At 69.1% G+C, this 16,053-nt stretch carries 18 protein-coding genes; 12 read left to right on the top strand and 6 right to left on the bottom strand.

Features of this window, described 5'->3' with window-relative positions:
- Positions 1-7: 7 nt before the first annotated feature.
- Genes SK854_RS43880 through SK854_RS43870 form a run of 3 tightly spaced genes read right to left on the bottom strand, consistent with a single transcriptional unit; the run spans position 8 to position 2,629 of the window.
- Positions 8-1,189 carry an MFS transporter gene (locus SK854_RS43880; protein ID WP_319981110.1) on the bottom strand — a complete coding sequence of 394 codons (1,182 nt, stop codon included), beginning with the start codon at positions 1,187-1,189 and terminating at the stop codon, positions 8-10.
- The gene (locus SK854_RS43875; RefSeq protein WP_319981109.1) at positions 1,186-2,229 is read right to left on the bottom strand and encodes a PLP-dependent cysteine synthase family protein; all 1,044 of its coding nucleotides are present in this window, start codon (positions 2,227-2,229) and stop codon (positions 1,186-1,188) included. The genes SK854_RS43880 and SK854_RS43875 overlap by 4 nt, the downstream gene beginning before the upstream one ends.
- Positions 2,230-2,284: 55 nt before the next feature.
- Positions 2,285-2,629: a hypothetical protein gene (locus SK854_RS43870; RefSeq protein ID WP_319981108.1), complete on the bottom strand. Its 345-nt coding sequence runs from the start codon at positions 2,627-2,629 to the stop codon at positions 2,285-2,287.
- Between the two features lie 78 nt (positions 2,630-2,707).
- On the opposite strand from SK854_RS43870, the gene SK854_RS43865 reads away from it, so the two are divergent.
- From SK854_RS43865 to SK854_RS43845, 5 genes are read left to right on the top strand one after another with little or no spacing between them, the layout of a single operon-like run.
- On the top strand, positions 2,708-3,700 hold the full coding sequence (locus tag SK854_RS43865) for an ABC transporter substrate-binding protein (protein WP_319981107.1): 993 nt from the start codon (positions 2,708-2,710) through the stop codon (positions 3,698-3,700).
- 4 nt (positions 3,701-3,704) lie between these two features.
- The gene (locus SK854_RS43860) at positions 3,705-4,904 is read left to right on the top strand and encodes an MFS transporter (protein WP_319981106.1); all 1,200 of its coding nucleotides are present in this window, start codon (positions 3,705-3,707) and stop codon (positions 4,902-4,904) included.
- 12 nt (positions 4,905-4,916) lie between these two features.
- Entirely contained in the window at positions 4,917-5,924 is a 1,008-nt protein-coding gene (locus SK854_RS43855) for a hypothetical protein (protein ID WP_319981105.1), read from the top strand.
- Positions 5,925-5,942: 18 nt separating this feature from the next.
- Positions 5,943-6,860: a prolyl aminopeptidase gene (gene pip, locus SK854_RS43850; protein WP_319981104.1), complete on the top strand. Its 918-nt coding sequence runs from the start codon at positions 5,943-5,945 to the stop codon at positions 6,858-6,860.
- Positions 6,857-7,264, top strand: coding sequence for a DnaJ family domain-containing protein (locus SK854_RS43845; RefSeq protein ID WP_319981103.1), 408 nt, complete (start codon positions 6,857-6,859; stop codon positions 7,262-7,264). The genes pip and SK854_RS43845 overlap by 4 nt, the downstream gene beginning before the upstream one ends.
- Here the strand turns inward: SK854_RS43845 and SK854_RS43840 are convergent, their stop codons facing one another.
- Positions 7,265-7,783 (bottom strand): lytic polysaccharide monooxygenase auxiliary activity family 9 protein, encoded by a 519-nt coding sequence (locus SK854_RS43840; protein ID WP_319981102.1) that lies wholly within the window; start codon positions 7,781-7,783, stop codon positions 7,265-7,267.
- A gap of 449 nt (positions 7,784-8,232) precedes the next feature.
- Between SK854_RS43840 and SK854_RS43835 the strand changes: the two genes are divergently transcribed.
- Together SK854_RS43835 and SK854_RS43830 are read left to right on the top strand one after the other, a co-directional pair.
- Positions 8,233-10,257, top strand: coding sequence for an ATP-binding protein (locus tag SK854_RS43835; protein ID WP_319981101.1), 2,025 nt, complete (start codon positions 8,233-8,235; stop codon positions 10,255-10,257).
- 3 nt (positions 10,258-10,260) lie between these two features.
- The gene (locus SK854_RS43830; protein ID WP_319981100.1) at positions 10,261-11,388 is read left to right on the top strand and encodes a helix-turn-helix transcriptional regulator; all 1,128 of its coding nucleotides are present in this window, start codon (positions 10,261-10,263) and stop codon (positions 11,386-11,388) included.
- On the opposite strand, the gene SK854_RS43825 is transcribed toward SK854_RS43830, so the two are convergent.
- Entirely contained in the window at positions 11,375-12,004 is a 630-nt protein-coding gene (locus tag SK854_RS43825) for a DedA family protein (RefSeq protein WP_319981099.1), read from the bottom strand. The two genes, SK854_RS43830 and SK854_RS43825, sit on opposite strands and share 14 nt — an antisense overlap.
- A 23-nt stretch (positions 12,005-12,027) precedes the next feature.
- Here SK854_RS43825 and SK854_RS43820 point away from each other — a divergent pair, with 23 nt between their 5' ends.
- The 5 genes from SK854_RS43820 to SK854_RS43800 all read left to right on the top strand — a co-directional run bounded on the left by SK854_RS43820 (position 12,028) and on the right by SK854_RS43800 (position 15,527).
- Positions 12,028-12,819, top strand: coding sequence for a cytochrome c biogenesis CcdA family protein (locus tag SK854_RS43820; protein ID WP_319981098.1), 792 nt, complete (start codon positions 12,028-12,030; stop codon positions 12,817-12,819).
- Positions 12,820-12,827: 8 nt separating this feature from the next.
- Positions 12,828-13,301 carry a redoxin domain-containing protein gene (locus tag SK854_RS43815; RefSeq protein ID WP_319981097.1) on the top strand — a complete coding sequence of 158 codons (474 nt, stop codon included), beginning with the start codon at positions 12,828-12,830 and terminating at the stop codon, positions 13,299-13,301.
- Between the two features lie 260 nt (positions 13,302-13,561).
- Positions 13,562-13,852 carry an HPF/RaiA family ribosome-associated protein gene (locus SK854_RS43810; protein WP_319981096.1) on the top strand — a complete coding sequence of 97 codons (291 nt, stop codon included), beginning with the start codon at positions 13,562-13,564 and terminating at the stop codon, positions 13,850-13,852.
- 140 nt (positions 13,853-13,992) lie between these two features.
- Positions 13,993-14,340, top strand: a complete 348-nt coding sequence (locus tag SK854_RS43805) for a YciI family protein (RefSeq protein ID WP_319981095.1) — start codon at positions 13,993-13,995, stop codon at positions 14,338-14,340.
- Positions 14,340-15,527: an RNA polymerase sigma factor gene (locus SK854_RS43800; RefSeq protein WP_319981094.1), complete on the top strand. Its 1,188-nt coding sequence runs from the start codon at positions 14,340-14,342 to the stop codon at positions 15,525-15,527. Before SK854_RS43805 ends, SK854_RS43800 begins: the two co-directional genes overlap by 1 nt.
- On the opposite strand, the gene SK854_RS43795 is transcribed toward SK854_RS43800, so the two are convergent.
- Entirely contained in the window at positions 15,477-16,028 is a 552-nt protein-coding gene (locus SK854_RS43795) for a copper resistance CopC family protein (RefSeq protein ID WP_319981093.1), read from the bottom strand. The two genes, SK854_RS43800 and SK854_RS43795, sit on opposite strands and share 51 nt — an antisense overlap.
- Positions 16,029-16,053: the final 25 nt, after the last annotated feature.

Raw genomic sequence — 16,053 nt, 5'->3', positions numbered from 1 at the left:
CCTTCTGCTAGGACGTCGAACCGGCGACCTCGGAATCGACACGTGCCGCCAACTTCTTCAACGCCCACGCGCACCCGAGTCCCAGCGCCGTGAGAACGAGCCACGGCACCCACGGCACACCAGCACGCCCGGCAGCGTCGAACCCGACGCCGGTGAGCAGGTTGCCGAGCAGGATCCCGACGCCCACGACCGTGTTGTAGAGGCCGTAGTGCGTCGCCACGAGCCGGTCGCCCGACAACGAGACGATCTTGTCCATCTCGAACGGGAACACCACCATCGTCCCCAGTGCGAGCAGAGCCGCGCACAGGACCAGCCCGGGGCCGCCGTGGATCGCGGGCAGGAACGCCAGGCCCAGCACCGCCATCCCGGCGGCGAGCGACCGGTCAGGTCCGAGACGAGCGCGCGCCCACGCCGTCACCCGCAGCTGACCTGCCACCGCCAGCACGCCCGACACCGCGAACAACACGGCGGTCAGCACCGCCGACCCCGAAGCCAGCGGCAGCGCCAAGTAGACCTGGAACGACAGCACGTACGAGCCGGTCATCGCCAGCGCGAACAGCACGAACCGCCGGTTCGAGAAGACCAGCCGCCAGTCCGCGAGCACCGAGTCCCCGGACGGCGAACCGGCCCGCGCGGGCAGCGACCGCCACTGCAACACCGTCAGCACGAGGAACACGAAGGCCGCGACCAGGCACGTCAGCCGGAAGTCCACGGCCGTCAACGCCAGACCGATCAACGGCCCCACCAGGATTCCGGTCTGGTAGAAGACGTTGAACAGCGCGAACGCCTCCACGCGCCGTGGCCCGGCATCAGCGGCCACGTACGCCCGCACGGCAGGGTTGAACAACGCCCCGGCGAACCCGGTGGCCGCCGAGGCGATCACCAGCGCCGGCACCCCGTCCACGAGCCCGAGCAACGCGAACCCGCCGGTCCGCAACGCACAACCCGCCACGATCAAAGGCTTGTAACCCAGGCGATCCGCCAGCGTCCCGCCGATCAGGAACATGCCCTGCTGTGCGAAGTTCCGCACCCCCAGGACGAGCCCGACGGCCCACCCGGCCAGCGCCAGCGTCACCGACAGGTGCGAGGCGAGATACGGCATCAACATGTAGAAGCCCACGTTGATGCTGAACTGGTTGAGCAGCAACAACTGCACGCTGCGGTCGAACGAGCGGAACTGCGCGATCACGCCGTCACCGCCAGGGGGTCCACAACGGACCGGCACATGGTCCACGACAGCACTTCGCGTTCTCCCAGTGAGGAGATCTCGGCGGGATCCACGGCGGGAACCACGCCGAGCAGTCCGTGAGCGGCGCAGTACTCGTCGCTGAAGACGGTGTCGAAGTAGCGCTGCGGCCCATCCGGGAACACGGCGGCGATCCGCGTGCCGGGCGGGGAGGTCCGCGCCAGCCAGGAGGCCACGAGGGCGACCGCGCCGACGCTCCAGCCGCCGCTCGCGTAGTGCCGCGAGGCCAGTGCCCGGCACGCCCACACGGCCTCGCCGGGGTTCACCCAGTGCACCTGGTCGAACGCGGCGTAGTCGACGTTGCGCGGGAAGATGCTCGACCCGAGCCCGCGCATCAGCCGGGTCCGGGCGGGCTGGCCGAAGATCGTCGACCCGATCGTGTCGACCCCGGCCAGGCGTAACGCCGGGAAGTGCTGACGCAGCACCGAGGACACGCCCGCGCTGTGCCCACCGGTGCCCACGGCGCACACGAGCACGTCCACGTGTCCCAGCTGTGCGGCCAGTTCGTGGGCCAGCGGAGCGTAGGCGGCGACGTTGTCGGGGTTGCCGTACTGGTCGGGGCAGTAGGCGCCGGGCAGCGACGTCATCAGTTCGGCGACCCGCTGCCGGCGGGCCTCCTGCCAGCCGCCGGTCGGATGTGGACGGTCGACGACGTCCACGGTCGCGCCGTACGCGCGCAGCATCCGCTGGATGATCGGTTCCAGGCCGGGGTCGGTCACGAGGGTGACCGGGATTCCGTGCGTGATGCCGGCGAGCGCCAGGCCGAGGCCGAGCGTGCCGCTGGTGGACTCCACGACGTGGCCGTCCTGGCGGAGATCACCACGCTCCAGGGCGCGGCCGATCATGTGCAGGGCGGCGCGGTCCTTCATGCCGCCGCCGGGGTTGGCGCTCTCCAGCTTCGCCCAGAAACCGGAGTCGGAGGTGCGCGAGAGTTCGTCGATCCAGAGCACGGGCGTGCTCGTGTCCAGCACGGGTACAGACATGGGGGTTCCCTCGGAAAAACGTGGTGACAGGCCGGTGAAAGGGGCGGGGGCCGGCCTATGTCCGCGAGATTCCGAGGTCGAGCAGCAGTGTGCGGCCCGCGGTCACGTGCTCGCCGCGCGACGGCGGCCGCGCTGCGCGGGCGGGCCGCACGACGTGCTCGTCGTCCGCGTCCGGCACGGTGAAGGACAGCGGGCTGATCTGGACGGCGGCCTGCGCGGGCGCCGCGGGTGACGCGTGGTGGGTCTGGCCGTGGTGGCAGAACTCGCCGGAGATGCCGGGGGTGAACGCGCCGTGGTGGGTGGGCTCCGGCGGACAGGCCGGATGGAGCACGAACACCGCGATCAGCATCAGTGCGATGACGACGGCGAAACGACGCCCTGTCGTCAGTTGATTCCGCACGGTGACCAACCTACCGCAAATTCCCGGTGTCCGAACTCTCTTGATAGGTTAGGCAAGCCTAAATCAGGAGGTGGACAGGTGCGCAGGACAGTCGCCGCGGTTCTGCTGCTCGGCCTGGTGGCCGGGTGCGGTGGAAACGCTCCCGCGGAGCAGGGAAGTGGCCAATGGTCCTTCAAGGACGATCGCGGTAAGGAGGTCACCGCGCCCAAGCGTCCGGAACGCGTCGTCGCGCAGGTGTCCGCCGCGGGTGCCCTCAAGGACTACGGCATCAACGTCGTCGGCACGTTCGGCCCGCTCAAGCGCGCGGACGGCACGACCGACCCGGAGGCCGGCAGCGTCGACCCGAGCCAGGTCACCGACATCACCGGCCCCGGCTACGGCGAGATCGACTTCGAGAAGTTCGCCGCGCTGAACGCCGACCTGGTCGTCGCCGGCTACTACCCCGAGGTCTCCGGGCTCTGGCACCTCACCGCCGAGTTCGAGGAGAAGGTCTCCAAGATCGCCCCGACCGTCGGCATCGGCCAGTCGAAGATCCAGCTGCCCGACGGCGTGAAGCGCTTCAAGGAGCTCGCCCAGTCGCTCGGCGCCGACGTCGACTCGGCGAAGGTGAAGGCCGACGAGGAGGCGTTCACCAAGGCCGCCGACCGGCTCAAGGCCATCGGCACGAAGATGACGGCCGCGAACCAGAAGATCCAGGTCATCGGCGCGGACCCGAAGCTCTTCTACGTCGCCGTCCCGGCCCGCAACCCGGATCTCGACTGGTACGTCAAGGAACTGGGCCTGCCGCTGCTCATGCCGGACAAGCCCGACGCCGAGGGCGGTGGCTACTTCCAGTCGCTGTCGTGGGAGAACTCCGGCACGTACAAAGAGCACGTGATCATGTGGGACACCCGCCAGCACGTGCTCAACCCGGAGCAGATGAAGGAGGGCCACCCGGTCTTCCAGGGCCTGCCCGCGGTGCAGGCCGGCCGGTTCGTCGAGTGGAACGCGGTCGCCCCGCTGAGCTACTCCTCCTACGCCGGGATCATGAACAAATTGGCTGACCAGCTCGACCAGGTGTTGGCAAAGTAGCCATGTGCTGACGCTTCTGAAGGAAAACGGCCCGTTGCGCGTGCTCAGCACCGCACGGGTCGCTTCTGTTGTGGGGGACGCACTCAGTCTCGTCACGCTGATGGTGCACGTGCAGTCCGTGCTGGGCAAAGCGATCGCGGTGGCGGCGCTGCTGCTCGTGGGCGACTTCGCGCCGTCGTTGCTCAGTCCGCTGACCGGGGTCATCAGCGACAGGTTCGACCGGCGCACCGTCATGATCGTCTGCGAGGTCGCGCAGGGCGTGCTGCTGGCGGTCATCGCGTTCACGCTGCCGCCGTTGCCGATCCTGCTCGCCCTGGTCGGCGTGCGGGCCGTGATCGGGCAGATCTTCATCCCGGCGTCGCGGGCGGCGGTGCCGAGCCTGGTCGCGGAGAAGGACCTCGCGCAGGCGAACACCGCGCTGGGCCTGGGATCCAACAGCGCCGACGTCATCGGGCCGTTCCTCGCGGCCGTGCTTCTGCAGTTCATGGACACCCGCGGCGTGCTGCTCGTGGACGCGGTCTCGTTCGGCCTGTCGGCGTTGTTGTTGCTGCGCCTGCCGAAACTCGTCGTGCCGTCCGAGCAGGGGGAGACGGTGTTCACCGACGTGAAGGCCGGTGTGAGCGAGATCTGGCGCAACCGGGCGTTGCGGATCGTCTTCCTGGGCTTCTGCGGTGTCGTCGCGTGCACCGCCATCGACGACGTCGCGGTGCTGCAGCTGACGATGGGGGTGTTCGGCGAGTCGGAGAGCGTGGCCGGTGTCGTCCTCGGCGCGGTCGGCATTGGTCTGCTTCTGGGCTATGCGTTGCTGGCCAGGGGATCGGCGCGGTGGAGCATGGTCACGCTGCTCGTCACCGGGTTCCTGATCAGCAGCGCCGGCAACCTGTTCACCGGTCTGGCGTGGGGCGTCGCGTCGGCGTTCGCGCTGCAGGCGGTGCGGGGACTGGGAATCGCGGCGATGGACGTCGCGCACAGCACGCTGATCCAGCGGCTCGTGCCCGGTGATCGAACGGGCAGGGTGTTCGGCAACTTCTACGGCGGGATCGGTGTGGCCGCGGCGATTTCTTACGTCGTCGGTGGTCTGCTCATCGACACCCTCGGTCCCCAGCTGATTCTCGTTCTGGCGGGCGGGGCCGGGGTTTTGGTGACGTTGTGGGTGGTTGCCGCTTCACGGGCAAGAGGTGTTGAGTGGGAATCAGCCTCTTGAGGGGAGAAGGCGATGTGGGGGAAACGCATTGCTGTTCTTGCTGTTTCGGTGCTGCTGACCGGATTGACCGCTTCCGTCGCGCACGCGGGCACCGGTGTCGTGCCCGCGTCGACGTCGTGGCCCGCCGCTGACCGCGGCTGGGTGCTGGGCCTCGACACGCTGTGTCAGACCGCGAACTGCCCGCAGCTCGTCCGCACGTTCGACGGCGGCGCGTCGTGGACGAGGGTGACGACCCCGGCGCTGTCCGTGCCGGAGACCGACCGGCTGCGGGTGCTCTTCGCGAACGACGCTGTAGGCATGGTGACCGACGGCGAGCAGCTGTTCGTCACCGGCAACGGCGGCACGCGCTGGGAACCGTCCGGCATCAAGGGAACCGTTGGCGCGCTGGGCTTCGACAGCTCCGGGTTCCTCGCGGTGATCTACGACGGCACGTCGTCGAGGCTGTTCCACCGCGAGCTGTGGCTCGACTCGTGGAAGCCGGTGCCGGGCGTCGAGGTCAAGGGGCAGTCGCGCGGGGAGATCGCCGCCGGTCAGGTCTCGCTGTCGACGATCGGCGTGGAGAGCCGGTACTGGACCCGGTCGCCGGCGGGCTGGCTGGAGGAACCGGCGCCCTGCACCGAGTTCTCGGCCACCCGGCTCGGCACGGTCGGTGCTGACCGCTATGCGTTGTGCAGCTTCGATCCCGGCTTCGGGAACATGACGAAGGAACTGCGCCGGGCCGCGGGCGGTGAGCCGTTCAAGACCGTTGGCGTGCCGCCGCGCGAGGGCATCACGACGGGCTTCGCGGTGTCCCCGGAGGCGGCGCTGGTGGCCGCGACCGGGCGCGACTGGTCGTTCGTGCACCGCGGTCCCGGCGCGAAGTGGGACACGCCGCTCACGCTCGGAGGGCCGCCGTTCGAGGACCTGGCGTTCTCGGACTCGCGGCACGCCACGCTGGTGCGCGGCGGTCCCGGCCAGGAGTTCGCCGAGGTCTACCGGTCGGACGACGCCGGACTGACCTGGAAGGCACTGTCGGTGTAGGTCGGTACGCTCGGGATCATGGAGCCCTACGAACACGGCATGCTCGACGTCGGCGACGGCAACCAGGTCTACTGGGAGACCGTCGGCAACCCGGACGGCAAGCCTGCCGTGTTCCTCCACGGCGGACCGGGCGGACCGGCGAAGGGCGCGCGGAGGTCGCTCGACGCCGAGAAGTTCCGGATCGTGATCTTCCACCAGCGGGGCTGTGGCCAGAGCACGCCGCACGCCAGCGACCCTGCGGCGGACATGAGCGTCAACACCACCGAACACCTGCTCGCGGACATGGAGAAGCTCCGCGAGCACCTCGGCATCGAGAAGTGGCTGCTGTACGGCGGTTCCTGGGGAACGACGCTCGCGGTCGCCTACGCGCAACGGCATCCCGAGCGCGTCTCCGAGCTGATCCTCATCGCGGTGACGATGTCGTCGCAGCGCGAGGTGGACTGGCTCTACAAGGGCGTTTCCAGGTTCTTCCCGGAGGCCTGGGCGAGGTTCAGCGCGCACGCCGGTGACGCGCCGGACGTCGTGCGGGCGTACGCGGACCTGATGGAGAGCCCGGATCCGGCCGTGCGGGAGCAGGCCGCGCTCGAGTGGTGCCGGTGGGAGGACACCGTGCTGTCGCTGGAGAACTTCGGCAAGCCGGACGTGTTCGCCGATCGGGCGTCGGACGAGGTGCTCGCGCTCGTGCGGATCATCGCCCACTACTACGCGAACCACGGCTTCGTGGACGACCTGCTGGGAAACGTCGGCAAGCTCGCCGGCATCCCGGCCGCGCTGATCCACGGGCGGCGTGACCTGAGCTGTCCGGCGGACACGGCCTACGCGCTGGCGCAGGGGTGGCCGGACGCCGAGCTGACCCTCGTGGACGACAGTGGCCACAAGGGCAGCCCCGCGTTCGCGGAGGCGATCAAGTCCGCGGTCAGGAGGTTTTCCCCATGACACAACGGAAGCCGCCAGGCATGGGCTTCGAGTCGTGGATCGACAGGCAGATCCGCGAAGCCCAGGAACGCGGTGAGTTCGACGACCTGCCGAGTGCCGGCAAACCGTTGCCCGGGGCGGGAGAGGCGCTCGAAGAGGACTGGTGGATCAAGAGGAAGGTCCGGGAGGAAGAGGGCACTGCAGGGTTGCCCCCTTCCCTCGTGCTGCGCAAGCAGGCCGAGACCGCCAGGGCCCGCGCTCTGGCGGCCACGACCGACGAGGAAGCGCGCTCGATCATCGAGCAGATGAACGCGGAGATCCTCGACGCGCTGCGGAAACCGTTGTCCGGTCCGCCGTTGAACCTGATGCCGTTCGACGTCGACGCACTGTTGCGTGAGAGGAAGGGGACCTCACGCGGTCAGTGATCAGCTCGCGTTGATGTCGATGCAGGAGTAGAACGCCATCGCGGTGTCGCCGATGTTCCACACGGCCAGGACCTTGTGGCGGCCGGCCGAGCCGACGTTGACGGTGTGCGACACGGTGGCCGGCGGCTGCTGGTTGTTGCCGCTGAAGGTCGCGACCTTGCGGCCGTCGACGAAGTAGTCGTAGTCACGCGTGCGGTGGCGGGCGGTGAACGTCCAGTTGAACGTCACCGAACGGCCGGTGTTGGTGACCTTCCAGCCCTTGTTGTCGTTGCTGAGCTCCGCGAACTGCGACAGGTTGGCGTGGCAGCTCTGCAGACCCTTGGGACCCTCCACCGACTGCGGTTCCCAGCGGATCGCACCGCAGTTCAGGGCAGCGTTGGTGGCGCACTGCGCCTGACGGCTGGCAGGTGAGTTCACGTAGCCGTGCGCGAACGCCGTGCCGGAGGGGAGAGCCACGACGATCAACGGTGCGGCGAGAACGCCGGCCATGGCAGCAGTAACCCTGCGTCCAATCTTCATGTGACTTCCTTTGCCTTGATGTGTGCGTACTCCCGTTACATCGCGGCGGCGATTGAAGGTCTAGACCATACCGCGCGTAATCGCGGTGCCACAAGGTGTGTCTGATAGATCAGTCAGGTAAGTGATTACCGCTCAACTTTGTACAACTGCGAAATATCGGTCATTGATGAGCGAAGTCGTTGGTTTCTGCAGGACTTCGCGCTCGGTCCGGGACGCTTCGCGCGTGCGACCGTGGGCTCGTGCGGGTTCCCGGTCCGCGCGGCGCAGACCGGGACGTGGACCGGAATCTCGGTGGCGGCTCGACGGAGCGTGAAGTCGCCGTCTCAGCACGCGACGGGGTCCGTGCCGGTGCCGACGGGCGTTCTCGCAGTTCACGGCGGCTTTGTGAGCGATACCGCAATTGTCGGCCGTCATTTCTTCAGATTGCATTCGCACTTAGAATCGCGCGCATGTGGTGGTCGGTGAACTCGCGAACTCGTCTGGTGGGACGGGAACGCGAGCTGACCACCGTGCGGCGGCTGCTGCGTCGGCATCGGCTGGTGACGCTCGCCGGGCCCGGTGGAGCGGGGAAGTCGCGGCTGGCGGCCGAACTGTGCCCGTCCGGCCCCGTCGTCGAACTGGAGTCCGTGTACCGGCCGGACCTGCTGTGGCACGTGATCGCGTTCTCGCTGAACGTGTGGGAGGAACCGGGGTCGCCTCTGCACGCGACCGTCGTCCGCGCGCTGGCCGGGCATCGGTTGCTGGTGCTGGACAACTGCGAGCACCTGATCCGCGAGGCCGCCTCGGCGGTGGCCGAGTTGCTGGCCCGGTGTCCGCGCCTGCGCGTGCTCGTGACGAGCCGTGAACCCCTCGACCTGGCCGGCGAGATGTGCGTCGAGATCGGTCCGCTGTCGCCCGCGGACGCCCGGCAGATGTTCGTGGAGTGCGGCGGCGCCCCGGAACTCGCCGGCGCGGTGCACGACCACCTGCCGCTGGCGATCGAACTGGCCGCCGCCCGCACCGACGTGCCCGCGCGTCACCGCACGCTCGACGCCGTGATCAGGTGGAGCTACGACCTGCTGGCACCGGCCGAGCAGTCGGCGTTGCGCAGGCTCTCCTCGCTGATCGGCGACTTCGACCTCGACCTGGCCGCCGCGGTGTGCGGCGACCCGGAGCAGGTCGTGCAGCTGATGGCCTCGTTGCGCGCCAAGTCATTGGTGGTGCGCACGCCGTCGTCCTCGGGCGCGCGGTTCCGGATGCTCGAGTCGATCCGCCTGTTCGGCCTGGCGCGGCTGGAGGAGAACGGCGAGGCCGCGGTGACGTTCGAGCGGCTCGTCGACCACCTGATCCGGGCGATCGGCGAGATCGCGGCGGCGCCGATGATCGAGAACAACACGACCACGTGGCTGGCGAGCCAGGAACACCAGTTGCTGCACGCCGTGGAACGCGTTCCGCGCACGGATCCGCGCCACACGTGGCTCGTCGCGGGCGTTGTGCACGTCTGGTATCTCCGGGGCTCGTACAGCGAGGCGATGCGGATGGCCCACGCCGCCTTGGCGCACGGCCCGTTGACGTCGCACTCGGAGATGTTGCTCTTCCGCGCGGCGTGGCTGGCGGGCTTCACCGGCGACGAGGTGGCCGCGCTGCGGTTCGCGGAGGCCCTGGTGGCGCACCCCGCCATGAGCCGGCCGGTGTGGGAGGCGCGCGGGTGGAACACGCTGGGGTACGCGCGCGGAGCGAACTCCGATCTCGCGGGTGCGCGCGCGGCCAACGAACGATCGGTGGCGGTGGCGCGGAGCCTCGGTGATCCGTGCCTGCTGATGACCTTTCTCAACAACCACGCCTGGCTCCTGATGCGACTGGGCGATCTGCCCGGCGCACTCGCCGCCGCCCTGGAGTCGCTCTCGCTGGGAGTCCTGGACGGCTTCCGCCTGATGGCCTCCCGGCACACCGCCGGGGTGATCGCGCTGGCGGTCGACGACGTCGACCAGGCCGAGCACCACTTCGCGATCGCCCTGCGGGTGGGCGCTCCCGAATCCCTGGCGCAGGCCGGCGTGCTGGAAGGACTGGGCGTGGTGGCGGCCCGCAGGGGAGACGCCGACCGCGCCGTGGTGCTGATGGCCGCCGCGGCCGCCACCCGCAGGTCCGGTGGTTCCCGGCAGGAGGAGCCGTGGAACCACATGGTGTCGGACGCCCGCGAACTCGCCCTGTCGTCGGCGGGGCCCCGGCGGGCGTCGCAGGCGTGGCGGCTGGGGGAGAGGCTCGACCAGGCGGGGCTGACGGCGTACGTCAACTCGGGGCAGCGGGACGAACCGCTGACCGTGCGGCAGCAGCAGATCGCCGACCTCGTGGTGGAGGGGCTGACCAACCCGGAGATCGCGGTGCGGCTGGGGATCTCGACCGGGACCGTGCGGTCGCACGTGACGCAGATGTTGTCGCGGCTGGGGTTGAGCTCGCGCACCCAGCTCGCGGCACGGACGGCGCGGGCACGGTGACCCGTGACGTGTGAGGTCTGCGGAGCCGCGCTCACCACCTCCGCCAAGTACTGCTCCAGCGCCTGCCGGCAGCGCGCGTACCGCCGCCGCGCCGCCCGCGACGTCGTCCCGGCCTCGCCGCGCCTGGACACCTTCGTCGGCCGCGCCACGGAACTGACCGAGCTCACCAAACTGCTGGCACGCAACAGGATCGTCACCGTCACCGGTCCGCCCGGTGTCGGCAAGTCCCGCCTGGTGCACGAGGCGGTCGCGCACCGGCGGCACGTCCTGGTGATCGAGCTCGCGGACGTCACCAGGGTTCCGGACCTGCTCGCGGACGCCCCCGAACCCGGTCTGCTGGTGCTCGACGGCTGCGAGTCCGTGCTGGCCGACTGCGCGAGCCTCATCGCCAGGCACCCCGCGCTCCGCGTCCTCGCCACGAGCCGTGAACCGCTGACCGTGCCGGGCGAGCAGGAGTACCGGCTGAAGCCGCTCGGTCAGCACGACGCGAAGCGGCTGTTCAGTGACCGGGCGACGGCGCTCGACAGCGAGTTCGACGAGAACGCCGCGCTGCTGGAAACCGCGTGCGAGCGGCTGGACCGGTTGCCGCTGGCGCTCGAACTCGCGGCACGGCTGGTGCGCGTGCTGACGCTGGAAGAGATCGTGGCACGGCTGGACGACCGGTTCGCCGTCCTCACCACCGGACCGCGTGATGCCCAGGCGCACCACCGCTCGTTGCACGCGGCGATCGACCGCAGCTACGAGTTGCTGACCTCGGACGAGAAGATCGCGCTGCACACGTTCGCGCTGAGTCCCGGCACCGTCGAACCCGCGATGGCGCAACGACTTCAGGCGAGGTCACTGCTCGAAGCCGACTTCACCATGCTCGAGTCGGTGCGGCAGTTCGCCCTGCCGGGAGTGCGGATCACCACGCCACGCCCGCGGGCCGAACCGGAGCAGGCCGCGCCGTCGTGGCGCGACGAACGGCTGCTGCGCGTCGCGGCGATGGTCGCGGAAGGGTTGACCAACAAGCAGATCGCGGACGGACTGCACGTGTCGCTGCGGACCGTGGAGGCGGACGTGCGCGACCTCAAGTCCGTGCTGGGCGTGCGATCGCGCGCCCAGATCGCCGCCTGGACTACACAGGCGTGACTTCTTCTTCCTCGGCCGCTTTCGCGAGCTTGCGCTTCACGATGAAGACACCGGCGACGCCGAAGACCACGGCGATCGCCAGGCCCGCGTAGGAGAAGCCCTTCAGCCATTTCTCGGCCACCACGCCGAGGTAGTAGACGGCCGCCGCCGTGCCACCCGCCCAGACGACACCGCCCAAGGCGTTCGCCACCAGGAACTTGCCGTAGTTCATGTGCATCGAACCGGCCAGCGGCCCGGCGAGAATGCGCAGCAGTGCCACGAACCGGCCGAAGAACACGGCCCACGCGCCGCGTTTCTGGAACACCCTGCGAGCGTGTTCGAGCTGCGTTTCCCCGAAGTGCTTGGGGAATTTCCGGCCCATCCACGCGAACAACCGCGGCCCGCCGCGCCGCCCGATGAGGTAACCGAAGTTGTCGCCGATGATGGCGCCCGCGCTCGCCCACACGCCGATCCACAACGGGCTCAGGTGGTCGTGCTGCGAGGCCATCAGCGAGGCCGTGACCAGCACGATCTCGCCTGGCAGCGGGATGCCGAGCGACTCGAAGCCGATCACCAGGCCGACGATCACGTACACGAGCAGAGGTGGGATGGCTTCGAGCCACTGTTCGATCGGCACCTGGCAACTCTAACCTCAGGCTCGTGAACGAGCTCGCACTCGCGGTCGTCGCGGGAATGGTCGCCACGGTCAACCCGTGCGGATTCGCGATGCTGCCCGCCTATTTGGCGTTGGTGGCGCGGGACAGCCCGGCACGAGCCTTTATGTCCGGTTTGGTGATGACAGCCGGATTTGTCACTTTCTTCGGCGCTTTCGGTGTTCTGGTCAGTCCGGTGGCCGCGACCCTCAAGCGCTATCTGCCGTTCGTGACGGTCGTGATCGGGCTCGTGATGGTCGTCGTCGGCGTGCTCCTGCTGCTCGGCAAGGACCTCTACGTCCGATTGCCCAAACTGAGTGCAGCGCCCAAGAGTCTCTGGTCCATGTACGGCTACGGCATCGCGTTCGCCATCGCCTCTCTCTCGTGCGCGATCGGCCCGTTCCTCGCCTTGGTGGGCGCATCGCTGCAGACGGGCGTCACGGCGTTCTTCGCCTACGCGCTCGGCATGGGTCTCATCGTCACCGTGCTGGCGGTCGCGGGTTCGGCGCTCGCACCGCACATCAGGAAGTTGCTGCCCCACGTCGGCCGCATCGGCGGTGCGGTGCTGGTGGCGGTCGGTGCGTACGTGACTTACTACGGCGTCTACGAACTGCGGTTGTTCCTGGCCGGCGGCAGCGCGATCGACCCGGTCGTGCGCGGTGCGGGGCGGTTTCAGAACACGCTGGTGCAGATCGTGGCGGCGCTCGGGCCGTGGCCGTTCGTGGTCGTGCTGGCGATCACCGGGGCCTGGTGGCTGAACCGGAGGAGGCGCAAGGCCGTACGCCCAGACAGGAGGTGAGGAGCCGAATGCGCATCCTCGGACTGCTGCTAGGGATCCTTCTGCTCACCGGCTGCGCGGAGAAGACGCCGCCGCCGGAGAAGTTCCAGTTCACCGCCCAGACGCTGGACGGCGCCGAGTTCCGCGGCGACAAGCTCGTCGGGCAGCCCGCCGTGCTGTGGTTCTGGACGCCGTGGTGCCCGTCCTGCAACGCCGAGGCGGAGACGGTCGAAGCGATGGCCAAGCGGCACAACAAGATCCAGTTCGTCGGCGTCGCGGCCGAGGACCAGCTCGACGCGATGAAGAAGTTCGTGAGCGACCACCGGATGACCAGCTTCCCGCACCTGGCCGATCTGGACGGCGCGGTGTGGAAGCGGTTCGGCGTCACGGCGCAGCCGACGTTCGCGTTCGTGGGCACCGACGGCTCCGTGGAACTGCTCACCGGATCGCCCACCGAGGAGCAGCTCGACGAGCGCATTTCTGCTTTGGTACCAAAGACTTGATCCCAGTGACATCACAAGTGGTGTGTCCGCAAGCCTTGTCGGCCTGTTTCGTGTCCAGGGTGCCGCGAGGTGCCCCACTGGGCGCGAAACAGACCTGGCGGGGATTGTGGACACACCACTAGGTCCGGCAGCCGCACCATTCTCTCAGCAGAAAGACCCTGCGCTGTCGGGACCAACGCCCGGTTCGGCGTTGCGATCGGATTCGTATCGTCGAACTGGCCTCGTGGCGGTGCCGCGCGGCCTTGAGGAGGCAGGTGTCGATGGACTACATCCAGGTCTCGCTCGCGGAGGCCATTCCCGAGCAGGCCAGGGACTACGCGTCCGCGCGAATCGGCTCGCTGGACCAGTACGCGCCGACCAGGGTCGACTTCGCGTGGGTCAACCTGACCTCGGACAAGTCCGTGATCCACGCGCACGCCCGGCTCGACCTGCAGTGGGTCGAGGTGCAGGCGTACGCGGAGGCGGGCACGGTCACCGAGGTGATCGACCTGGTGCGGGAACGCATGCGTCGTCAGCTCGTCTCGATGCACGGCGTGCCCGCGCACAACTGACCTCACCGAACTGAACCCACCACTCGGCGGCGGACGGGTGGTGGGTTCGCCGTGCCTTCCGCGCGGATCGACGGAATCATGTCGTCGTGGTTGTCGAAACGGGTCGCCCTCGTTCGTACAAGGGGTGAAAGGAGACCACCATGACGCAGAAGTACCTGCTCAGCATCTATCAGCCCGACGGTGAGACCCCTCCGCCCGAGGTGCTCGAACCGATCATGGCGAACCTGAACGCGCTCAACGAGGAGATGCAGGCGAAGGGCGCGTGGGTGTTCGCCGTCGGCCTGCACCCGCCGTCGACCGCGACCGTGCTCAGGGCGAAGGACGACGACGTGCTCATGACGGACGGGCCGTTCGCCGAGGGCAAGGAGCACATCGGCGGCTTCACGATCATCCAGGCCGCCGACCTCGACGAGGCGCTCGACTGGGGCCGGCGGCTCGCGGGCGTGCTGAGCCCGTTGTCGATCGAGGTCAGGCCGATCGCGTTCTGATGATCGAGGAGATCTTCCGGGCCGAGTACGGCCGTGCGGTGGCCGTCCTGACCCGCGTCCTCGGCGACATCGACCTCGCCGAGGAGGCGGTGCAGGACGCCTTCGCCACGGCCGTGCTGAGGTGGCCGGTGGACGGCGTTCCACCGGCTCCCGCGGGCTGGATCATCACGACGGCCCGCAACCGCGCGATCGACCGGTTGCGGCGCGAGGTCAAGGGCTCGGAGAAGTACGCGGAGGCGGCACGGCTTCAGCACGACCCGGAAATCCAGGAGGCAGGGGACGTGGCGGACGACCGGCTGCGGCTGATCTTCACCTGCTGCCACCCGTCGCTGGCGCCGCAGGCCCGGGTCGCGCTGACGCTGAAACTGCTCGGCGGACTGACGACGGCGGAGATCGCCAGGGCGTTCCTGGTGCCCGAACCCACGATGGCGCAACGGATCGTGCGCGCGAAGGGCAAGATCCGCGCGGCCCGCATCCCGTACCGGGTGCCGCGCGACGCCGACCTGCCCGAACGACTCGCCGCCGTGCTCGCCGTCGTCTACCTCATCTTCAACGAGGGCTGGCTCGACAAGGCCGAACTGGCGGACGAGGCGATCCGGCTCGGCCGCGTGCTCGCCCAGCTCATGCCGGACGAGCCCGAGGTGTGGGGGCTGCTCGCGTTGATGCTGCTCGTCGCGTCACGCCGGGAGGCACGGCTGCGCGACGGCGAGATCGTCCTGCTCGAAGACCAGGACAGGGCGTTGTGGAACGCGGATCTCGTGGCGGAGGGCCAGGACGCCGTGGGCCGCTGCCTGCGCTGGAACCGGCCCGGCCCTTACCAGATCCAGGCCGCGATCAACGCCGTGCACAGCGACCCGCCGACCGACTGGCACCAGGTCGTCGCGCTCTACGACCAGCTGATGGCGATCACGCCGAGCCCAGTCGTGGCACTGCATCGCGCCGTGGCGATCGCCGAAACGCATGGCCCGGCGGCGGCGTTGCTGGAAGTCGAGGTGCTCGACCTCGACCGCTACCACCTGTTCCACGCCGTGCGCGCGGATCTGCTGCAACGGCTCGGCGAGGACCCGACCGCGGCCCTGGAGGCCGCGCTGGACCGGGCCGAACACCCGGCTGAACGCGACCTACTCCGCAGGCGGCTACTGCTTGCGGCGGCTGACCAGCAGGACCACGCCGACGACGCCCACTAGCCCGACCAGAAGCCACACCCAGATCGGCACGCCACCGGACTCCGCCGTGGTCGAGGTTGACGGGGGAGCGTTCGACACCGTCGCGCTCGCCGTCACCGACGAGGGCGGGGCGGCGGACGAGGAGGGCTGCGCCGCGACCGTCATCGTGAAGGCGATCGTGCCGGACACGGTGTCGCCGTCGTCGGACTTGGCCGCCCAGGCGATCGTGTGCGCGCCGGCCTTGGCCGCGGACGCGTCGATCGTCGCCGTGATCGTTTTGTCGACGGCGTGCACCTGGGTGACCGGCACCTTGGCGCCGTCCGGTCCCGTGATGGTGACCGCGTCGCCGTCCGGCAGGCCGATGGTCTCGCTGAACACCAGCTCGACGTGTCGGGGCGGGGCGTCGAGGGCCGCGCCGGCCGCAGGGGTGCTGCTCTTGAGCTCGGCGTGGGCCTGTGCGGGGACGACCACGGCCGTCGCGGCGAGCAGTGCCAGCACGAGGGCGCTGAAGTAACGCGTCACGTGCGCAGCGTAATGGCTCTGTCGA

Origin of the sequence: Lentzea sokolovensis, assembly GCF_033949975.1 — a bacterium.
Taxonomy (GTDB): Bacteria; Actinomycetota; Actinomycetes; order Mycobacteriales; family Pseudonocardiaceae; genus Lentzea; species Lentzea sokolovensis.
The sequence above is the reverse complement of the archived record's forward strand: the minus strand, read 5'-3'. Positions and strand labels throughout refer to the sequence as shown.

Coding starts and splice junctions, on each gene's coding strand:
- SK854_RS43875 (WP_319981109.1), bottom strand. CDS start 2,229: ATGTCTGTACCCGTGCTGGACACGAGCACGCCCGTGCTCTGGATCGAC.
- SK854_RS43855 (WP_319981105.1), top strand. CDS start 4,917: ATGTGGGGGAAACGCATTGCTGTTCTTGCTGTTTCGGTGCTGCTGACC.
- pip (WP_319981104.1), top strand. CDS start 5,943: ATGGAGCCCTACGAACACGGCATGCTCGACGTCGGCGACGGCAACCAG.
- SK854_RS43845 (WP_319981103.1), top strand. CDS start 6,857: ATGACACAACGGAAGCCGCCAGGCATGGGCTTCGAGTCGTGGATCGAC.
- SK854_RS43840 (WP_319981102.1), bottom strand. CDS start 7,783: ATGAAGATTGGACGCAGGGTTACTGCTGCCATGGCCGGCGTTCTCGCC.
- SK854_RS43835 (WP_319981101.1), top strand. CDS start 8,233: ATGTGGTGGTCGGTGAACTCGCGAACTCGTCTGGTGGGACGGGAACGC.
- SK854_RS43815 (WP_319981097.1), top strand. CDS start 12,828: ATGCGCATCCTCGGACTGCTGCTAGGGATCCTTCTGCTCACCGGCTGC.
- SK854_RS43810 (WP_319981096.1), top strand. CDS start 13,562: ATGGACTACATCCAGGTCTCGCTCGCGGAGGCCATTCCCGAGCAGGCC.
- SK854_RS43805 (WP_319981095.1), top strand. CDS start 13,993: ATGACGCAGAAGTACCTGCTCAGCATCTATCAGCCCGACGGTGAGACC.
- SK854_RS43800 (WP_319981094.1), top strand. CDS start 14,340: ATGATCGAGGAGATCTTCCGGGCCGAGTACGGCCGTGCGGTGGCCGTC.